Source organism: Mesorhizobium sp. M8A.F.Ca.ET.161.01.1.1 (assembly GCF_004792105.1).
Taxonomy (GTDB): domain Bacteria; phylum Pseudomonadota; class Alphaproteobacteria; order Rhizobiales; family Rhizobiaceae; genus Mesorhizobium.
The window spans coordinates 23,696-41,302 of the sequence record NZ_SRTD01000014.1; the positions used below are offsets into that span (position 1 = coordinate 23,696).

General features: G+C 63.2%; 19 protein-coding genes. 10 read left to right on the forward strand and 9 right to left on the reverse strand.

Annotated features, from left to right (window positions below; all coding sequences use genetic code 11):
* Positions 1-53: 53 nt before the first annotated feature.
* Positions 54-512 (forward strand): RidA family protein, encoded by a 459-nt coding sequence (locus EN804_RS26535; RefSeq protein WP_135921705.1) that lies wholly within the window; start codon positions 54-56, stop codon positions 510-512.
* Positions 513-539: 27 nt separating this feature from the next.
* Here the strand turns inward: EN804_RS26535 and argB are convergent, their stop codons facing one another.
* From argB to EN804_RS26550, 3 genes are all read right to left on the reverse strand, one after another.
* On the reverse strand, positions 540-1,433 hold the full coding sequence (gene argB, locus EN804_RS26540; protein WP_135921758.1) for an acetylglutamate kinase: 894 nt from the start codon (positions 1,431-1,433) through the stop codon (positions 540-542).
* Between the two features lie 160 nt (positions 1,434-1,593).
* Entirely contained in the window at positions 1,594-3,093 is a 1,500-nt protein-coding gene (locus EN804_RS26545; RefSeq protein WP_135921706.1) for an amidase, read from the reverse strand.
* A gap of 109 nt (positions 3,094-3,202) precedes the next feature.
* Positions 3,203-3,631 (reverse strand): SgcJ/EcaC family oxidoreductase, encoded by a 429-nt coding sequence (locus EN804_RS26550; protein WP_135917047.1) that lies wholly within the window; start codon positions 3,629-3,631, stop codon positions 3,203-3,205.
* A 183-nt stretch (positions 3,632-3,814) separates the two neighbouring features.
* Between EN804_RS26550 and EN804_RS26555 the strand changes: the two genes are divergently transcribed.
* From EN804_RS26555 to msrB, 4 genes are all read left to right on the forward strand, one after another.
* On the forward strand, positions 3,815-4,354 hold the full coding sequence (locus tag EN804_RS26555) for a sigma-70 family RNA polymerase sigma factor (RefSeq protein ID WP_135921707.1): 540 nt from the start codon (positions 3,815-3,817) through the stop codon (positions 4,352-4,354).
* A complete protein-coding gene (locus EN804_RS26560) occupies positions 4,351-5,073 on the forward strand; it encodes an anti-sigma factor (RefSeq protein ID WP_127280229.1) in 723 nt (240 codons plus the stop codon). The genes EN804_RS26555 and EN804_RS26560 overlap by 4 nt, the downstream gene beginning before the upstream one ends.
* Before the next feature lie 217 nt (positions 5,074-5,290).
* The gene (locus EN804_RS26565) at positions 5,291-5,848 is read left to right on the forward strand and encodes a fasciclin domain-containing protein (RefSeq protein WP_135921708.1); all 558 of its coding nucleotides are present in this window, start codon (positions 5,291-5,293) and stop codon (positions 5,846-5,848) included.
* A 230-nt stretch (positions 5,849-6,078) separates the two neighbouring features.
* Entirely contained in the window at positions 6,079-6,582 is a 504-nt protein-coding gene (gene msrB / locus EN804_RS26570) for a peptide-methionine (R)-S-oxide reductase MsrB (protein WP_135921709.1), read from the forward strand.
* A 222-nt stretch (positions 6,583-6,804) separates the two neighbouring features.
* Here msrB and EN804_RS26575 read toward each other — a convergent pair whose 3' ends face one another.
* Together EN804_RS26575 and EN804_RS26580 are read right to left on the reverse strand one after the other, a co-directional pair.
* Positions 6,805-8,361 (reverse strand): DHA2 family efflux MFS transporter permease subunit, encoded by a 1,557-nt coding sequence (locus EN804_RS26575; protein ID WP_245520811.1) that lies wholly within the window; start codon positions 8,359-8,361, stop codon positions 6,805-6,807.
* Positions 8,362-8,474: 113 nt separating this feature from the next.
* Complete coding sequence (locus EN804_RS26580) at positions 8,475-9,665, reverse strand: HlyD family secretion protein (RefSeq protein ID WP_135917044.1); 1,191 nt, start codon at positions 9,663-9,665, stop codon at positions 8,475-8,477.
* A gap of 128 nt (positions 9,666-9,793) precedes the next feature.
* Here EN804_RS26580 and EN804_RS26585 point away from each other — a divergent pair, with 128 nt between their 5' ends.
* Together EN804_RS26585 and EN804_RS26590 are read left to right on the forward strand one after the other, a co-directional pair.
* Complete coding sequence (locus EN804_RS26585) at positions 9,794-10,513, forward strand: TetR/AcrR family transcriptional regulator (RefSeq protein WP_135921710.1); 720 nt, start codon at positions 9,794-9,796, stop codon at positions 10,511-10,513.
* Positions 10,514-10,660: 147 nt separating this feature from the next.
* Positions 10,661-11,482, forward strand: a complete 822-nt coding sequence (locus EN804_RS26590; protein ID WP_246693490.1) for a tetratricopeptide repeat protein — start codon at positions 10,661-10,663, stop codon at positions 11,480-11,482.
* A 40-nt stretch (positions 11,483-11,522) separates the two neighbouring features.
* On the opposite strand, the gene EN804_RS26595 is transcribed toward EN804_RS26590, so the two are convergent.
* From EN804_RS26595 to EN804_RS26610, 4 genes are all read right to left on the reverse strand, one after another.
* Positions 11,523-12,224 (reverse strand): hypothetical protein, encoded by a 702-nt coding sequence (locus EN804_RS26595; protein WP_135921711.1) that lies wholly within the window; start codon positions 12,222-12,224, stop codon positions 11,523-11,525.
* A gap of 72 nt (positions 12,225-12,296) precedes the next feature.
* Complete coding sequence (gene yihA / locus EN804_RS26600; protein ID WP_127278556.1) at positions 12,297-12,956, reverse strand: ribosome biogenesis GTP-binding protein YihA/YsxC; 660 nt, start codon at positions 12,954-12,956, stop codon at positions 12,297-12,299.
* A complete protein-coding gene (locus tag EN804_RS26605) occupies positions 12,953-13,591 on the reverse strand; it encodes a CatB-related O-acetyltransferase (protein ID WP_189524578.1) in 639 nt (212 codons plus the stop codon). The genes yihA and EN804_RS26605 overlap by 4 nt, the downstream gene beginning before the upstream one ends.
* A 122-nt stretch (positions 13,592-13,713) precedes the next feature.
* Positions 13,714-14,088, reverse strand: coding sequence for a hypothetical protein (locus EN804_RS26610; RefSeq protein ID WP_246693491.1), 375 nt, complete (start codon positions 14,086-14,088; stop codon positions 13,714-13,716).
* Positions 14,089-14,204: 116 nt separating this feature from the next.
* Between EN804_RS26610 and EN804_RS26615 the strand changes: the two genes are divergently transcribed.
* The 3 genes from EN804_RS26615 to EN804_RS26625 are packed head-to-tail and all read left to right on the forward strand — an operon-like array spanning position 14,205 to position 17,498.
* Positions 14,205-14,669, forward strand: coding sequence for a MarR family transcriptional regulator (locus EN804_RS26615; RefSeq protein ID WP_135862560.1), 465 nt, complete (start codon positions 14,205-14,207; stop codon positions 14,667-14,669).
* On the forward strand, positions 14,662-15,954 hold the full coding sequence (locus tag EN804_RS26620) for an HlyD family secretion protein (RefSeq protein ID WP_135921712.1): 1,293 nt from the start codon (positions 14,662-14,664) through the stop codon (positions 15,952-15,954). Before EN804_RS26615 ends, EN804_RS26620 begins: the two co-directional genes overlap by 8 nt.
* Positions 15,951-17,498 carry a DHA2 family efflux MFS transporter permease subunit gene (locus EN804_RS26625; protein ID WP_135921713.1) on the forward strand — a complete coding sequence of 516 codons (1,548 nt, stop codon included), beginning with the start codon at positions 15,951-15,953 and terminating at the stop codon, positions 17,496-17,498. Before EN804_RS26620 ends, EN804_RS26625 begins: the two co-directional genes overlap by 4 nt.
* Positions 17,499-17,607: the final 109 nt, after the last annotated feature.

Consider the following 17,607-nt stretch of genomic DNA (forward strand, 5'->3'; position numbering starts at 1 on the left):
GACCTCGCGCTAATTTCTGGCGATCGGACGATGGTGGCCAGCAGGAGGAAGCGATGAAACTTGTCACGCATAAGAAGATGAAAGGTGGCCAGCCTATGCCTTGGGGGAAAGGCACCGTCGTGACCGGAGCCAAGGGGTATGTCTTCCTTGCCGGCAATACAGGCACGGCCGAGAATTATGACCCGTCGAGCGGCAAGGGGGGCGCCGTCGGCGACGCGGCGACGCAATGGCGTTCCATTCTGACGAACATCAAATCGGATCTGGAGGAGCTCGGCAGCTCGCTCGAATATCTCGTCAAGATCACCCAGTACGTCAAAGGGCCGTTTCCCGACGGAGGCGCGCTGAGCTCCCCAAATTTCCGGCTGGACGTGATGGACGAATTCTTCGCCGAGCACTGCCCGAAGCACTGCAGCTACAACAATCCGCCGCCCTCGGAAGTGATCGGGGTCGCCGCGCTCGCGCAATCCGATCTCGTCATCGAGATCGTGGCCGTCGCCGCTCTGCCGGACTGAGGATGCCGGGCTCCGAAGCGCAAAATGTCAAGGCACGATCAGTGTACCGGCGCCGTGTTCGGTGAAGAGTTCGAGCAGCACCGAATGCGGCGTCTTGCCATTGAGGATGACGACGCCCTCGACGCCGCGCTCGATCGCCTCGATGCAGGTCTCGACCTTGGGGATCATGCCGCCCGAGACCGTGCCGTCCTTGATCAGCGCCTTCGCCTCGGTGACCGTCAGCTCGTCGACCAGCTTCTTGTTCTTGTCGAGCACGCCCGGCACGTCGGTGAGGAACAGCAGGCGCGAGGCCTTGCAGGCGCCGGCGATGGCGCCGGCGAAAGTGTCGGCGTTGATGTTGTAGGTGTGACCGTCGCGGCCGGGCGCCACCGGCGCCAGAACAGGGATCATTTCGGAGCGTGCCAGCAGGTCGAGCAGCGTGCGGTCGACCTCGACCGGCTCGCCGACGAAACCGAGATCGAGCACGCGCTCGATGTTGGAATCGGGGTCGATCATGGTCTTGCGCGCCTTTTCGGCGAACACCATGTTGCCGTCCTTGCCGCACAGGCCGATCGCCCATTCGCCCTCGGCGTTGATCAGTGCGACGATCTCCTTGTTGATCGACCCGGCCAGCACCATCTCGACGATCTCGACCGTCTTCTGGTCGGTGACGCGCAGGCCGCCCTCGAACTTGGATTCGATCCCCATCTTGTTCAGCATGGCGCCGATCTGCGGGCCGCCGCCATGGACGACGATCGGATTGACGCCGGACTGCTTCAACAGCGCGATGTCGCGGGCGAAGGCCTTGCCGAGCTCGATGTCGCCCATGGCATGGCCGCCATATTTCACCACGACCGTCTTGTGCTCGTAGCGCTGCATGTAGGGCAGCGCGCGCGACAAGAGTGCGGCCTGCATTTCGGCGGTGGCGGCGACGTCCGTCATCGGCGTGGTTCCCTGGCTTTTGGTTTTATGCATGCCGTTGTCCCCAAACCGCTGGGCACTTTTGGGCGACATGCATCAGGTAAGGACGGCGGCGTCTTAGCGGGAATTGACGCGAGCCGCAAATGGCATTGCTGTCATATTCGAGCCGTTCACGGTGTCGTCATTGTGACGGCACCATCAGCGGCGCCCGCCGCTTCAGCCAGCCCGAGATCTTCTCCATCTGCGCGGCGAGCGACAAAAGCGTTTCCTCGTCGCCCGGGCGGCCGGCGGCCTGGATGCCGAGCGGCAGGCCGGCGTCCGTGACATGGACCGGTAGCGCAATCGACGGCTGGCCGCTGACATTGTGGATTGCGGGCCAGTGCGTGAACCAGAGGCTCTTGTCCATCAACTGGCCGAACAGTGGTTTGATCCTGAGCAGCGCCGTGAGATGCAGCTTGTCGAGCAGGGTTTCGATCAACTCGTCGGCGCCTTTGGGATCCATGGCGCCGCAGGCAAGCGGCGGGTGCGCGATGACGGGCATCAGCACCGCATCATAGCGCGCGGTATCCTCGATCAGGCGGCGCGAGGCGGCATGCAGCCGCTGCAGGCCGGCATAGACCTCGCCGGCCGAGACCATTTCGCCCAACCGGCCGAGCACCCGCGTGGCGCGCTCGATGTCGCCCGTCACGGAGCGGCCGACGCGCAGCGCTTCACCCCGCAACGAGCCGGCAACGGCGGAGGCGACCGTCGTGCAGAAATCGGCGAAGAAATCGCGGCCGATGAAGGGCAGCTCGATGTCCTCGACGGTATGGCTGCCCTCACGGGCGAGCGCCACGGCAATGTCGAGCGCCTTGAGCGTCTCGGCCGAAATCGGCAGGCCGAGCGGCGACTTGCGGTAGACGGCCAGCTTGAGCTTGCCGGGATCGCGCGCGGCAGCGGCCGCGAACGGACCCTTTGGCGGCCGCGCGGCATAAGGCGCCAGCGCATCTGGACCATGAGTGAGGTCGAGCAGCAGCGCACAGTCGCGCACCGAGCGGGTGACGGCGTGATCGACGACCATGCCGTACCAGCTTTCGCTTACCAGCGGCGACAGCGGGACACGGCCGCGCGAGGTCTTGAGACCGACAAGGCCGCTGCAGGCCGAAGGCACGCGGATCGAGCCGCCGCCATCCGACGCATGCCCCGCCGGCACGACGCCGGCGGCGACCAGGGCTGCCGAACCGCCCGATGAGCCGCCGGTGGTGTGGCCGGTATTCCAGGGATTGCGGGTGATGCCGAAGGCTTTGGATTCCGTCATCAGCCGCAGCCCGTGCTCGGGCGAGGTCGAGGTGACGATCGGGATCAGCCCGGCGGCGAGATAGCGGTCGGTCATCACCGAATTGAAATCGGGCACCCATGCGGGAATGCGGCTGCCGCCATGCGAGGGCACGCCCTTGGCGGCGATGCCGAGATCCTTGATGGCAAAGGGGACGCCGGCCAGCGGCAAGGAGCGGTCGATGCTCTTCGCCCGCGCCCGCGCGGCGTCATAGAGCGTTTCGGCCGTGGCGTTGATTTCGGGGCGAGTGGCCTCGGCGCGGGCGATTGCCGCTTCGGTCAATTCGATCGCCGACACGTCGCCCTTGCGCACCAGAGCGGCGAGGCCGGTCGCGTCTTCTTCCCAAAGGATTCGTTCGACCGACATGCGCGCTCCCCCGTTGCCGCCAAGCTAGTCAGCGGCGATTCCGTTGGCAATCCAGGCCATAATGTCTCAGTTTGGAATTTGAGCGGCGAGTTTTTGTAAGACGCCTATCTCATGGAGTTGGAGGGGGAGCAACCGCCCCCGGAACAATGTCGGTATTCTGGGCAACCTTTATCCGCCAGCCCGACTGTTCTTCCTTCACAACAACCAGAAGCAGAATGCCTTTTCGCGTTCCGGCGGATGAGCCGTCCGGAGCGGATGCACCAGTCAGGATCCATGTATAATGCACCGATGCAATGCCGGAAGATAATTCAACAACTGACGAGACGGCACCTTCTAATCGGCTGTCGCGAAACATGGTTTCATGAGTTGCGCGGTGCGCCCTTTCGATCTCGGTGTGGTTCTTCCACCACATGCCCACGACATTGACAAAATTAGCGTCGTCGGCGAACAGCGCCGCGAAGTCGTCCATGTCATGTCTATTCCAAGCATCGGCAAAGGCAGTCGCGACATCCTCAGGTTTGGCGACTACCAATCTCATGCCAAATCTCCCTTGCTTTCCGCTAAAGTGTAGCATGTCGGGATCATCGCCTCAAAAGCGATTGCCAATCTTTGAATTCAAACTGGGACACAGCCTCGAGGCAGGTGTGCGGACGCCGGAACTTTAGGCGCGCGGAATATTTCCGCGTTGCAAATACATCGCAATTGCCTAATTTGGACCCGCATGACGCCGCAGGACATCACCAAGCTGATCGTTCGGACTTCGATGAAGGATCGGGCTGCGTTCGACCTGCTGTACCGGCAGACCAGTGCGAAACTTTTCGGCGTGTGCCTTCGTGTATTGAACGACCGGGGAGACGCGGAAGAGGCGTTGCAGGAAGTCTTCGTCAAGATATGGACGAAGGCGGATCGTTTTGCCGTCTCCGATCTGAGCCCGATCTCCTGGCTGGTGGCGATCGCGCGCAACCATGCGATCGATCGCATCCGAGCGCGGCGCAAGCCTGCAGTCGATATCGATACCGCGCTCGACGTGGCCGATCCGGCGCCGGGACCAGAAGCGATGGCGGTGGCGGGCGATGAGACCGAACGCATCCACCACTGTCTCGATGAACTGGAAAAGGACCGGGCGGCGGCCGTCCGCAGCGCTTATCTCAAGGGCGAAAGCTATGCCGAACTGGCGGAACGTCACGGCGTGCCGTTGAACACGATGCGTACCTGGCTGCGCCGCAGCCTGATGAAGCTCAGGGAATGCCTGGAAAGATGACGCTGGCAGAGGACAATGGACCGGAACGTGGAGGCGACGACCTGTTCGCCGCCGAATATGTTCTTGGCGTTCTGCCGGCGGAAGAGCGGCAGATCGCATCCAGGCGCATCGACAGCGAGACAGAGTTCGCGCGGCTCGTCGATGGTTGGGAAGTTCACCTCTCGCCGTTGGGCGCCGGCTATCCGGAGATCGAACCGCCGGCTTCGGTGAAGCCGGCGATCGACCGCCGGCTGTTTTCATCCACCGCCGCCGCGCCCGCCGAACCGCGCGCCGGCCTGTGGTCCAGCCTCGCCTTCTGGCGTGGCCTTGCCGTGGCGGCTGTTGCCGCGCTGGCGCTCTATGTCGCCGTTCCCTATGTCAATCGGCCGGCCGAACAGCCGCAGGCGCGACTGGTCGCCTCGCTGGCCGCCGACGGCAGCGACGTCAAATATCTCGCCGTCTATGATTCCGAACGGCATGAAGTCAGCCTTTCGCATGTTTCCGGCGCGCTCGCCTCCGGCAAGGACTTCGAACTGTGGATGATCGAGGGCAAGAACGCGCCGGTCTCGATGGGCGTCATCCCGGCCGGTGCGACGGCGCACATTGGGGTCTCGCCCGCCACGCAGCAGAAACTCGCGCAGGGCGCCGTGCTGGCCGTCAGCCTCGAGCCTGCCGGAGGCTCGCCGACCGGCCAGCCGACCGGCCCCGTTGTTGCCGCAGGCGATCTGAAGGGCATCTGATCGACCCTCCGGATGGTGACAAGATAGAAATTACCCAGTCTATCTTCCATCACATATGTCTAATAGGCCCGTAAGCCGGAAAACCGTCGTGCTCGAAAATTTTTCCGCAATGCAAATAAATCTAAAACCAGGAAATAGTCTGAAACTCACGCATCTGTGTTCCGTATCTCCTCGCGTCCCCAAAAATGGGAAGAGAAACCCGAGGAGTCCAGATATCATGCGTAGATTCGCCACCCTTTTGCTCGCCGGTACGATCGCTGTCTCCGCGCTTGCCACGGCTGCTTATGCTGAAAACCCGATGGTCGGCGGCGCCGCCATGTTTGCCAACAAGACCATCGTCGACAACGCCGTCAATTCCAAGGATCACACGACGCTGGTCGCCGCCGTCAAGGCCGCCGGCCTGGTCGAGACGCTGCAGGGAGCCGGCCCGTTCACCGTCTTCGCGCCGACCAACGAAGCCTTCGCGGCACTGCCGGCCGGCACGGTCGACACGCTGCTCAAGCCCGAGAACAAGGACAAGCTCACCAAGATCCTGGCCTGCCACGTCATCGGCGCCAAGGCGATGGGGGCGGATGTGGCCGCGATGGCCAAGGCCGACGGCGGGACGCACAAGGTCAAGACGGTCGGCGGCTGCGAGCTGTCGCTCAAGGCCGATGGCGGCAAGGTCACCGTCACCGACGAGAACGGCAATGTCGCTAATGTGACGATCGCCGATGTCGAACAATCCAACGGCGTCATTCATGTCATCGACAAGGTTCTGCTCCCGAAAATGTGATGGGACCGAAAATGTAACAAGGCGCTTGCCGCGGACGAAACAGCAGGCAAGAGCTCTCTGTCGATCGCGTCGTCTCGCTCCCCGTGATCCGCAATCGGCACGCCTGCTCCGCGCCGTTCCACGGTCAGCCGTGAACGGTGCGGAGTGTCGTTTGAGGGCAACCGTCACCGGCTTTTGACTTTTGCGTGGCGGGTATAGTTTGGCAAAACGGACGACAGGAGGAACTGGTCATGAACCGTCGCGACTTTCTTTTGAGCGGTGCCGCCGCGATCGGCGTTGTCGGTGCCGCGGCAACGGTGCTTCGCATGGGCAGCCCGCAGGCCGCGCAGGCGGCCGAGAAATTCGAGGTCACCAAGACCGACGACGAATGGAAGGCCATCCTGTCGCCGGCCGCCTTCGACGTGCTGCGCAAGGAGGGCACCGAGTATCCAGGCACCAGCCCGCTGCTCAACGAACACCGCAAGGGCATCTTCGCCTGCGCCGGCTGCGACCTGCCGGTCTATCCCTCGGAGACGAAATTCGATTCCGGCACCGGCTGGCCGAGCTTCTGGCAAGAGATCGCCAATGGCATCGGCAAGACCGAGGACCGGTCGCTGGGCATGACCCGCACCGAAGTGCATTGCCGCCGCTGCGGCGGCCATCTCGGCCACGTCTTCGACGATGGCCCGGCGCCGACCGGCCTGCGCCACTGCATCAACGGCGTCGCGCTGACCTTCAAGCCCGCCACCGCCTGACGCTAGAGCAGTTCAGCGATTGGTAGAATCGCTGAACTGCTCTAACTATTTGTTTTTACGCAATTCCGGACGGAAAACCGCTACACACTTTTCCTGGAATTGCTCTAGCAAGGGCAATAAAAAACTCCGGGCTTTGCGGCCCGGAGTTTTTTGCGCTGTCAGCGTTTCAGGCGTGGACTGGAGGAGCTTCCTGAAACCGCTGCCGCGTATGGTTCTTTTGTTTCAGTGCCCGCCGCCTCCGCCACCACCGGGCGCGGCCGGCTTCCTGATCAGCATGGTGAACAGGCCAAGCGTCGCGAACAGCACCGTGAGCATGTAGAACACGTCCATGAAAGACAGCAGCGCCGCCTGTTGATGGACCATGCCCGACAATTTGGAGATCGCCGCACTGGTAGCGTCCAGGCCTGATGTCTGCTCGAAGTTGAGCGTCATGTTCTGCAGCTTCTGCTGGGCCGCCGCGCTGCCCCACTGCACGTGCTCGCCGAGCCTTGCGTAGTGGAAGGCATTGCGGTCGATCAGCACGGTGTTGATGAGGGCAAGGCCGACCGCACCACCGAGATTGCGGGTGAGGTTGAACAGGCCGGATGCATTCTTCAACCGGTCCGGCGGCAAGGTGCCGAGCGCGATGTTGTTGATCGGCACCATGCACAGCATCATCGAACAGCCGCGCAGGATCTGCGGGATGAGCAACTCATAAAAATCCCAGTCGGCGGTCAGGTGGGTCATCCACCATGTGCCGGTAGCGAAGCCGAAGAAGCCGATCATCATCATCAGCCGCAAATCCATCTTGCTCGACAGGATGCCGGAGATGGGCGCGGTGAAGAACATGGCTAGGCCGCTGACGAACAGCGCTTCGCCGATCATCATCGAATCGTAGCCGCGGATGCGCCCCAGGAAGACCGGATAGAGATAGGTCAGGCCATAGAGGCCGATGCCGATGACGAAGGAAAACAGCGAGCCGAAGGCGAAATTGATGTTGCTGAACGCCTTGAGGTCGACGATCGGTTCCTCGGCGGTGAAGACACGCCAGAAGAAGATCACCGCGCCGATGGTCATGATGATGGCGCAGATGAACACGGCCTGGTCTTGCAGCCAGTCGTTGTTCGGACCCTCTTCCAGCACGTACTCCATGCAGCCGAGGAAGGCGGCCATGCCGGCGAGGCCCCACCAGTCGAACTTCGAGAACAACTTGAGATTGGGCTTGTCGAAATCGATCAGCGACCAGGCCGCGGTCGCCACCAGAATGCCGGGCACGACATTGACCAGGAACAGCCAGTGCCATGAAAAGGCGTGGCTGATATAGCCGCCGACGGTCGGGCCGATGGTCGGCGCCAGCGTCGCCACCAAGCCGATCATCGGCGAGACGATGGCGCGGCGCGACGGCGGGAAGATGGTGAAGGCGGCAGCGAAGACGCTCGGGATCATGCCGCCGCCGATGAAGCCCTGCACGGCGCGGTAGACGATCATCTGGTCGATGTTGGTGGCGGTCGCGGCCAGCGCGCTGGCCGCGGTGAAGCCCGCGGCCGCGACGGTGAACAGCACGCGCGTCGACAGCATCCGGCTGAGGAAGCCCGACAGCGGGATCATGACCACCTCGGCGATCAGATAGGCTGTCTGCACCCACGGGATCTCGTCGGAGCTGGCGCTGAGGCCGGCCTGGATTTCGGCCAGCGAGGCCGAGACGATCTGGATGTCCAGGATCGCCATGAACATGCCGAACACCATCGCCAGGAAGGCAATGACGCGTCGCGTCGAAATCGTGTCGGGAACCGCCGGCATGGCCGGTGGCGATCCTGCGGTGATGGTTGCGGTTGCCATGTCCTAAGCCTCCTTGAGGCAGGCCGGGCGGCCAGGTGCTTCAATCAGCCACCAAGCCGCCCTCCGAAAAGCGATCAGTTACTGGTCGCGGCAGGCGCCGTGCGGCTGTCGACGGCGACGACGACGCTCAAGCCCGCGCGCAGCTTGCCGGTTTTCAGCGCATCGGCCGGCACGTCGATGCGGACCGGCACGCGCTGCACCACCTTGGTGAAGTTGCCGGTGGCGTTTTCCGGCGGCAGCAGCGAGAACACCGCGCCCGACGCCGGCGCCAGCGAGGAGACGGTCCCCTGGATGGGGTGGCCGTCGATGGCGTCCACCGAGATGTTGACCTTTTCGCCGGGAACCAGCCGGGCAAGCTGCGTCTCCTTGAAGTTGGCGACGATGTAGAGCTTGTCCATCGGCACGACCACGGCGAGCTTCTGGCCGGGGCTGACCAGATCGCCCTGTTCGACGGAGCGGTTGCCGACGACGCCGTCATACGGCGCCTTGAGCACGGTGAAAGAGAGATCGCGCGCGGCCTTGTCGCGGCCGAGCTGCAAGGAGGCAAGCGTGCTCGCCGATTCGGCACGCTGTGCCTCGAGCACGCCGATATTGGCCTGCGCAGCGGCGATCTGCGCGTCGGCGCCGACGAGAGCGGCCTTGGCCTGGTCGAGCGCGGTCTGGGCGTCGTCCAGCTGTGCCTGCGTGCCGACATGCGTCTTGACCAGTTGCGCGGCGCGCTGCTGGGCGCGGCCGGCATTGTCGGCGGCGGCCTGGTCGGCGACCTTCTGCGCCTGCGCCTGCTGCAGGGAGGCCTGCGCGGCCTTGGTCTGCGCGTCGATGCGGTCGAGCGTCTTGGCCAGTGTGGCGATCTGCGCCTCGGCCTGGGCAACGGCGATCTTGTAGTCGCCGGCATCGATCGTCAGCAGCGGATCGCCGGCCTTGACCTGCTGGTTCTCGCTGACCAGGAGCTGATCGACATAGCCGGAAATTTTTGGCGAGACGAACGCCATGTCGGCCTGGACATAAGCATCGTCCGTGGAGATCATGAAGCGGCCCGTGGTCCAGTAATCATAGCCGTACCAGGCGCCACCGCTCAAAAGGGCAAGGCCGATGATCGGCAGCAGGAAAGAACGCACCGAGCGCTTCTTCTTGGCCGGAGCTTCAGCCTCCGGCGGCGGTGCGACGACTGGCTGGACATGCACATCGGGCGCTTCCGTCGCCGGGGCAACCTTGGCGTTGGGGAAAGGACGGACTTCGGCGGTGACGGACGTATTCGAGGACATGACATCTCTCTAAAGTTATAATACTGAACCGTTCGGTTCGATCTGGGCGTTGACATAGCGCGTAAAGAGGACCATATCAAGGGGCAATCGAACCGGTTGGTTCGAATTATTTTCGGGGTGTGATTTTTATGGTTGAGACTGTGCGCAACGCCGAAGCCGACCAGTGCGAGGATCTGCTGGATGGTCTGCGCCGTGGCCGCCCGGCAGCCGGACAGGATCCGGTCAAGCGCAGCCAGATCATCGACGGTGCCCGCCGCGTCTTCATCGAAAAGGGCTTCGAGGCCGCCTCGATGAACGACATCACGCGCGAGGCCGGTGTCTCCAAGGGCACCATCTATGTCTACTTCGCCAACAAGGAAGAGTTGTTCGAGGCGCTGATCGAGGAAGAGCGCGGCACCATCTTCAAGAACATGTACGACATGCTCGACCGCGCCGACGATTTGCGCCAGACGCTGGTCAAGTTCGGCAAGGTCCTGTCGATGAAGCTCACCTCGGCCAGGGTCATCCAGGCGCAGCGCACGGTTATCGGCGCCTCCGACAGAATTCCGGACATGGGCGCGCGTTTTTACGAACGCGGGCCCAAGCGCGGCCATGACAAGGTGGTGGTCTTCCTCAACGCCGCCATCGAGCGCGGCCTGCTCGAGATCGACGATGTCGACCTCGCCGCCTATCAGTTCACCGAACTATGCCTGGCCGGTCTTTTCCGGCAGTGCATCTTCGCCTACCGCACCAAGGCACCGACCCAGGACGAGATCGATCACATTGTCCGGTCGGGCGTCGGCATGTTCCTCAAGGCCTACGGCACCGAAAGGCTGGCAGAGGAAGAAAACAGCTCACACTCGCCCTGACAGGAATCTCCGAAACGGCCGTCCAGTGGCCGATTTTTTGCGGAGGGCGGCTTGACCTCAAGGCGCGGAGCGTCAACGTCTGGATCTGGGTAGAACCGATCATTCGGCGGGAATGGTTCTCGTTCGCGAGCGTGAGGGCAGATCGGGATGGGCGTTCCGAAGCTCCAGAATCAGATGCGACGCATCGTGGCGGACTTCAACGCCGGTCGCCACGAGCAGGCACGGTTGCTTTGCGGGGAGGCTCTTCGCGAGGCGGCTGACGACCCTGCCCTCAACCACCTTATGGCTGCCGTTCTTTTCGCCAAGGGAGAGATATTGCAAGCCCGCGCCCATATTCAGGCAAGTCTGGCGATCCGGGCTGACAACGCATCCGCTCAATTGCTCGCCGGCCGCTTGGAACGGGCGGCGCGGGATTTTGACCAAGCACTGTTCCATATCTCACGCGCCGCGGAATTGGCGCCTGGCGCCGCTGTGCTCATCGAGCAGGCGCGCACGCTCGATGAGGCAGGCGACCGGGCCCATGCGCTCGAGGTATGGCGACAGCTGACACTTGCCGATCCCTTTTCGGCGGAGGCGGCAGCACGCCTGGGCCGCATGCTGTTCGAGGACGGAATGCCCGCCGATGCGGCACCCTTGCTGGAGCGGGCCGTAAAGGGAAGCGCGCCCGCATCGGCATGGTTCGACCTCGCCCTTGTCAGGCAGGATCTGCATGATCATGTGGGGGCAGCGGCCGCCTATCGCAAAGCGCTGGAGATACGCCCCGACGACGCCGAGGCGGCGGTCAATCTGGGGGTAGTGCTTCAGGAAGCGGGCGATATGGACGCCGCGATCGAGGCCTTTCGAACGGCCTACGGGCAGCGCGCCACAACCTTTGGCACCATCGCGATGGCCCTGACGTCAGCGCCGCACGGCAAGCTTTGGATCGATCGCGAAACGTTGAAGGGCTTGCTTGGTAAAAACAAAAATTAGGTCGGGTCGCATTTGGAGCGGCGGCACTCGAATCGGAGCTCTAGCGGGCGCGTTTCACGCGAAACTGCTTACGGTAGACACCGGGTTCGGCAAGAACATCGGCGACGGTTTTTTCATAGGAGGCTTTGCGCGCGACATCGAAGCTTTCGAAAACGAGTTCGGGGGCGGCGCGCGGCACGGGAAAGCATTGCGCGATCGGCGTGCCCTTTGCTAGCACGCCGGAGAAACCCTGGTCGGTCCAAATCGCCGGGAAATTGATGCCGGCGTCCTGGAAGTGATCCGAATCGACGACACCAGTCACCAGGCGGAAAGGAAGATCATCGCGGTTGACCGGATGGGTGGCGAAGAGGGACCAGCCTTCCTCCAACTCGATCGTCCAGAAACTGTTGAATTTTATCGCCGCCAGCCCATTCGACAACGGTGCGCCGGCGAGCTGTTCGGCGACATGGAAGCTGAGCGGCGAACGCGGATGGCCCTTCGTTGACGGCTCGGCGATGTCCCACCGCCATTCAAAGGCCCCGTTCTCAACTGTCACATCGCATGGCAGCAGGATCATGAAGCCATGTGTCATCGCATCAACGAAGGGCGGACACTGTTTTACTGTCCTGATCTCTCGCCCATGGATTTCCGAATAGGCTTTCGGAGGCATCTTGCGGAGCCAGTCAGGCAGCATGCCACGCGCCGGAACCGGCCGGGGGAGCATTTCGGCAAGCGCGGGATCACAACGAAAAACGATACGCATCCGGTTGCCCTCGAACGGCACTGCGATGTTGACGGATTGCCAGGGCGCGGTCAACGTATGCGCGCACGACGACTAGCCGCCATTCGCCGCGAGCACGATGGCGGCCTGCAATTCCTCCAGGCCTTCGCCCTTTTCCGATGATGTCGCCAGCACGAACGGGAACGCCGCCGGACGCTTCTTGATCTTTTGCAGCGTCTCCTCGATCAGCCGCGGCACGCCGGCGGCCTTGATCTTGTCGGTCTTGGTCAGCACGATCTGGTAGGATACCGCCGCCTTGTCGAGCAGCGACAGCACCTCGTCGTCCTTGGCCTTGATGCCGTGGCGGGCATCGATCAGCACATAGACCCGCTTCAGCGTGACGCGGCCCTTGAGATAGTCGAAGACCAGCTTGGTCCACTCGTCGACTTTCTCCTTGGGCGCGGTGGCGTAGCCGTAGCCCGGCATGTCGACGAGCGCCATCGGCGGCAGGTCGGTGCCCTCGCCTGAAAATCCGTCCGGCACGAAATAGTTGAGTTCCTGCGTGCGCCCCGGCGTGTTGGAGGTGCGCGCCAGCCCCTTCTGGTTGACCAGGGCGTTGATCAGCGACGACTTGCCGACATTGGAGCGGCCGGCAAAGGCGATCTCCGGCGGCCCTTCCGGCGGCAGGAACTTCATGGCCGGCACGCCGCGGATGAAGATCCATCCGCGCGTGAACAGGTCGGTTTGGATCGCGGTGCTGTTGGGAACGTTCAAGCTGCTGCCTCCAGTAGAGAGATATCGGCGCTCCTGATGGCGTCGAGATTGCGGCCGATCTTGTCCACCGGCCAGTCCCACCATGCCACCGCCAGCAGCCGTCGGATCGTCCTGTCGTCGAAACGCATCTTCACCACTTTCGCGGCGTTGCCGGCAACGATCGCATAGGGCGGCACGTCGTGCGTCACCACCGATTTGGCGGCGATGATGGCGCCATGGCCGATTTCCACACCGGGCAGGATCACGGCCTCCATGCCGATCCAGACATCGTTGCCGACCATCGTGTCGCCGCGCAGTTCCTTCGACCATGTCTGGGGGTCGAAACCCTTTTCCCAGCCATGGCCGAAAATGTTGAACGGATAGGTCGAGAAGCCGGACATGGCGTGATTGGCGCCGTTCATGATGAAGCGCGCGCCCTCGGCGATGGCGCAGAACTTGCCGATGATGAGCTTGTCGCCGATGAAGGGATAGTGATGCAGCACGCATTTTTCGGCGAATTTGTCCGGTCCGTTCGGGTCGTCATAATAGGTGAAGTCGCCGATCTCGATGTTCGGCTCTGTCACCAGAGGCTTCAGGAAGCCGACGCGCGTGTGCATCGGGATCGGGTGCTTGATGCCGGGGTTGGGTCCGTCCATGTCGAAGTCCGTCCAGGAAGTGATAGCCACGCGGATCCGCAATCCGCGCGCCTGGTCAAAATAACGTGATCCGCCCTATAGCACCAATCGGCTGACGAGCGAGCGTTCCTTGCCCGCCACGCTCATTTGTTGCCGCGGCAGATCACGATCGGGTTGGACAGCGCGCTGTCGAAACCACTGCCCTGATAGACCTGAACGTTCGACGCTCCGGGCGGCAGCATGAAGCTGCCTTCGACGACCTTCTGATCTCCCGCCATCGTGTGAAGATCCCAGCTAAACGTGCAGAACTGCGGCGGTGCCTTGGGTTCGACATGGCTGCAGTTGAGCTGCGCGCCGCCCAGCATGGCGCCGCCGCCGCAGCTGACCGCATCCTTCGCGGCAGCGGCGCCGGGGCACCCAACGAGAGCCGTGAGAGCCGCGATCCTGATCCAATCCATCGCCAAAATCCTTGCCGGCAAATCCACATCACCACGCGGCTTTTGCATGCCGTGGCCCATGCGTTTTTTCTTCCCCGGGGCTTAATCGGTCTTGCGCGGGGCGTCCAGCAGGATTATGTGCATGATGATAATAAGCATGCTCACGAAAAGTTGCCACCCGACCCCGACCTCCTCCCATGCCCTCTTCCCCCAATATCAGCTTCGTGCTGCACGACGTCGCGCGCCTGCTTCGCAAGCGGTTCGAGCAGCGGTCACGCGCATCGGGGCTGACCCGCGCCCAATGGCAGGTGCTGGCCTTCCTTTCGCTGCATGAAGGCATCCACCAGAACAAGCTCGCCGACCTCATCGAGATCGTGCCGATCACGCTCGCCCGGCTGCTCGACAAGATGGAGGCGCGCGGCTTCATCGAGCGCCGGCCCGATCCCGTCGACCGCAGGGCATGGCTGCTTTACCTGACACCGCGGGCCCGTCCGCTGCTCGAGATCATGCGCGGCAACGGCCAGAAAACACGAGACGAGGCCTTCGCCGGCCTTTCGTCCGAAACACAGCAGCATCTGCTGCAAACCCTAAGCTTGATCAAATCCAATCTGCTCGCGGCTTGCACCCAGCCAGCCGTCGACCGGGAGAAAGTACATGGCTGAATCGACATCCCCCAAGAAGCCTGCCGGAGACGAAACACCGGCGGGTCGGACCGACCAGATTATCCAGCTCGACAGTGAGCGCGAACAGCGGCGGGCCACCGCCGTCATCGAAAATGACGAACTGGAAGCGCCGGTCGCCCTGGAGCCGGCGGCGCTGGAGGCTCCGGCCAAGGAGCCGCCGCCACGGCAGGCCCCTGCCGCCGTCGCCCCTCCTGTTCCGGTCAAACCGAAGCGCAGCCTGGCGCGGCCCGTCCTTTTTGCCCTGCTTCCCGTCGCGCTTGGCTTCGGCGGCTATTATTATGTCACCGGCGGTCAGCTGATGACGACCGACAATGCCTATATCCAGGCTCAGTCGCTCGGCGTCTCCACCGACGTCTCCGGCACGGTGCAGGAGATCGACGTGCATGAGAACCAGGCGGTCAAGAAGGGCGACGTGCTGTTTCGCCTGCGGCCGGCCTCCTTCGAGACCGCTCTCGCCGCCGCCCAGGCCCAGCTCGGCACCGTCCGCAACCAGGTGCTGACCCTGGAGGCGAGCTACCAGCAGTCGCTGTCGCAGATCGAGCAGGCGCAGGCCGACATTCCCTATTACGAAGCCGCCTTCCAGCGGCAGCAGGATCTGCTCAAGACCTCCACCGCCTCGAAGGCGTCTTTCGACAGCGCCCAGCACGATCTCGTCGCCGCGCGCCAGAAAGTGTCCGTCGCCAAGGCGCAGGCGCAGGCCACGCTCGCCCAGCTTGGCGGCGACGCCAACCAGCCGGTGGAGAAGAACCCCTTCTACCTCCAGGCCCAGTCGAGCGTCGACGACGCGCAGCGCAACCTCGCCGATTCCGTTGTCAAGGCACCGTTCGACGGCACCGTCACCAATGTCGACGCGCTGCAGGTCGGCAAGTACCTGCCGGCTTCGCAGCCGGCGTTCAGCCTGGTCTCGTCGACCGATCTGTGGATCGCGGCGGAACCGAAGGAAACCGATCTGACCTATGTGCGTCCCGGGCAGACGGCGACGATCAGCGTCGACACCTATCCCGGTGCCGTCTGGCACGGCAAAGTTGCCTCGATCAGTCCCGCCTCGTCGTCGAGCTTCTCGCTGCTGCCGGCGCAGAACACCACCGGCAACTGGGTCAAGGTCGTGCAGCGCATCCCGATGCGCGTCACCATCGCTGACATCGACGGCAAACCACCGCTGCGCGGCGGCATGAGCGCCGTGGTCGACGTCGACACGGGCCATTCACGCGGCCTGCCGGACTTCGTCACCAATCTCATCGGCCTGTTCGGACAAAAGTCATGACCAGCGCGTCCGCGACAGGTGCCACGCCGGTGGTCGCCAATCGCGGCGCCATCACCGCCTGCGTGATCCTGGCCGTCATCATGCAGGCGCTGGACACGACCATCGCCAATGTCGCGCTGCCCTATATCCAGGGCAGCGTCTCGGCCAGCGCCGACCAGATCAACTGGGTGCTGACCTCCTACATCGTGGCGGCGGCGGTGATGACGCCGCCTTCCGGCTACCTTGCCAACCGCTTCGGCCGCAAGCGCATCCTGTTGACCTCGATCACCGGCTTCGTCGTCGCCTCGGTGCTGTGCGGTTTCGCGCAGTCGCTGCCGCAGATCGTCGGCTTCCGCCTGCTGCAGGGCCTGTTCGGCGCGGCGCTGGTGCCGCTGTCGCAGAGCATCCTGCTCGATATCTACAGCGTGGAAGAGCGCGGCTCCGCCATGGCGCTGTTCGGCGTCTCGGTGATGGTCGGGCCGGTGCTGGGGCCTGTCATCGGCGGCTGGCTGACCGAGAATGTCAGCTGGCGCTGGGTGTTCTACATCAACGTGCCGATCGGCGCGCTGGCCTTCGCCGGCGTGTCTCTGTACGTCTTGGAAACCAAGCTGGATTTCAAGGCAAGGCTGGATTGGCTGGGTTTCGGCATGCTCAGCATCACCATCGCCGCCTTGCAGATGTTTCTCGATCGCGGCGAGCAGCTCAACTGGTTCTCGTCATCCGAGATCCTCGTCGAGGCGCTGATCTGCGCTTCGGCCTTCTACATCTTCCTCGTCCACACCTTCACCGCCCGCAACACCTTCGTCAATCCGAGGCTGTTCCTCGACCGGAATTTCGCCGTCGGCATGATCTTCATCTTCATCATCGGCATCACCTATCTCGCCTCGCTGGCGCTGATGACGCCCTATCTGCAGACGCTGATGGGCTATCCCGTGGTGACTGCCGGCATCGTCATGGGGCCGCGCGGGCTTGGCACGATGGCCTGCATGTTCCTGGTCGGCAGGCTGATCGGCAAGGTCGACACGCGCTGGCTGCTGCTCATCGGCCTGCTGATCACCGCCTGGGCGATGTACGACATGACCGGCTGGACGCCTGACGTTTCGCAGTGGACCATCATCTCCACCGGCTTCATCCAAGGTGCGGGCCTGGGCTTCCTGTTCGTGCCGCTGACCACCATCACCTTCGCCACGCTGGCGCCGGAGCGGCGCGCGGAAGGCACCGGTCTTTACAATCTGTCGCGCAACATCGGCTCCAGCGTCGGAATATCGGTGGTCACCGCGCTTCTGACGCAGAATGTGCAGATCAACCACGCCAACATCGCCGCCTATGTAACGCCCTTCAACCAGGCGTTCAGCGATCCGGCGATCTTCCAGGCGATGAACCCTTATACCGCCGCCGGCCGCGCCGCGCTCGACGGCGTGGTGACGCTGCAGGCGACTGTTATCAGCTACATGAACGACTTCAAGCTGATGATGATCCTGTCGCTGGCGGCAATCCCGCTGGTGCTCCTGCTGCGCAAGCCGGGGACGCCGGCCAAGGTCGACCACAGCGCCGTCATGGAGTGATGTGGCGGAAGCGGTCGGGCTTCGAACGCCGGGGTCCTGTCGTCCCTCACAGCAAGAAACCGGGGCCCTGTGAGGGACGACAGGACCCCGGCCTCGCCGATACGGCTTC

Excerpts from the sequence above, each read along its gene's own strand:
- EN804_RS26605 (WP_189524578.1), bottom strand. The coding sequence starts at position 13,591 with ATGGACGGACCCAACCCCGGCATCAAGCACCCGATCCCGATGCACACG.
- EN804_RS26565 (WP_135921708.1), top strand. The coding sequence starts at position 5,291 with ATGCGTAGATTCGCCACCCTTTTGCTCGCCGGTACGATCGCTGTCTCC.
- EN804_RS26625 (WP_135921713.1), top strand. The coding sequence starts at position 15,951 with ATGACCAGCGCGTCCGCGACAGGTGCCACGCCGGTGGTCGCCAATCGC.
- EN804_RS26535 (WP_135921705.1), top strand. The coding sequence starts at position 54 with ATGAAACTTGTCACGCATAAGAAGATGAAAGGTGGCCAGCCTATGCCT.
- EN804_RS26580 (WP_135917044.1), bottom strand. The coding sequence starts at position 9,665 with ATGTCCTCGAATACGTCCGTCACCGCCGAAGTCCGTCCTTTCCCCAAC.
- EN804_RS26610 (WP_246693491.1), bottom strand. The coding sequence starts at position 14,088 with ATGGGCCACGGCATGCAAAAGCCGCGTGGTGATGTGGATTTGCCGGCA.
- EN804_RS26550 (WP_135917047.1), bottom strand. The coding sequence starts at position 3,631 with ATGAGATTGGTAGTCGCCAAACCTGAGGATGTCGCGACTGCCTTTGCC.
- EN804_RS26575 (WP_245520811.1), bottom strand. The coding sequence starts at position 8,361 with ATGCCGGCGGTTCCCGACACGATTTCGACGCGACGCGTCATTGCCTTC.
- EN804_RS26560 (WP_127280229.1), top strand. The coding sequence starts at position 4,351 with ATGACGCTGGCAGAGGACAATGGACCGGAACGTGGAGGCGACGACCTG.
- EN804_RS26555 (WP_135921707.1), top strand. The coding sequence starts at position 3,815 with ATGACGCCGCAGGACATCACCAAGCTGATCGTTCGGACTTCGATGAAG.
- EN804_RS26615 (WP_135862560.1), top strand. The coding sequence starts at position 14,205 with ATGCCCTCTTCCCCCAATATCAGCTTCGTGCTGCACGACGTCGCGCGC.
- EN804_RS26585 (WP_135921710.1), top strand. The coding sequence starts at position 9,794 with ATGGTTGAGACTGTGCGCAACGCCGAAGCCGACCAGTGCGAGGATCTG.
- EN804_RS26620 (WP_135921712.1), top strand. The coding sequence starts at position 14,662 with ATGGCTGAATCGACATCCCCCAAGAAGCCTGCCGGAGACGAAACACCG.
- argB (WP_135921758.1), bottom strand. The coding sequence starts at position 1,433 with ATGACGGACGTCGCCGCCACCGCCGAAATGCAGGCCGCACTCTTGTCG.
- EN804_RS26595 (WP_135921711.1), bottom strand. The coding sequence starts at position 12,224 with ATGCGTATCGTTTTTCGTTGTGATCCCGCGCTTGCCGAAATGCTCCCC.
- msrB (WP_135921709.1), top strand. The coding sequence starts at position 6,079 with ATGAACCGTCGCGACTTTCTTTTGAGCGGTGCCGCCGCGATCGGCGTT.
- EN804_RS26545 (WP_135921706.1), bottom strand. The coding sequence starts at position 3,093 with ATGTCGGTCGAACGAATCCTTTGGGAAGAAGACGCGACCGGCCTCGCC.
- EN804_RS26590 (WP_246693490.1), top strand. The coding sequence starts at position 10,661 with ATGGGCGTTCCGAAGCTCCAGAATCAGATGCGACGCATCGTGGCGGAC.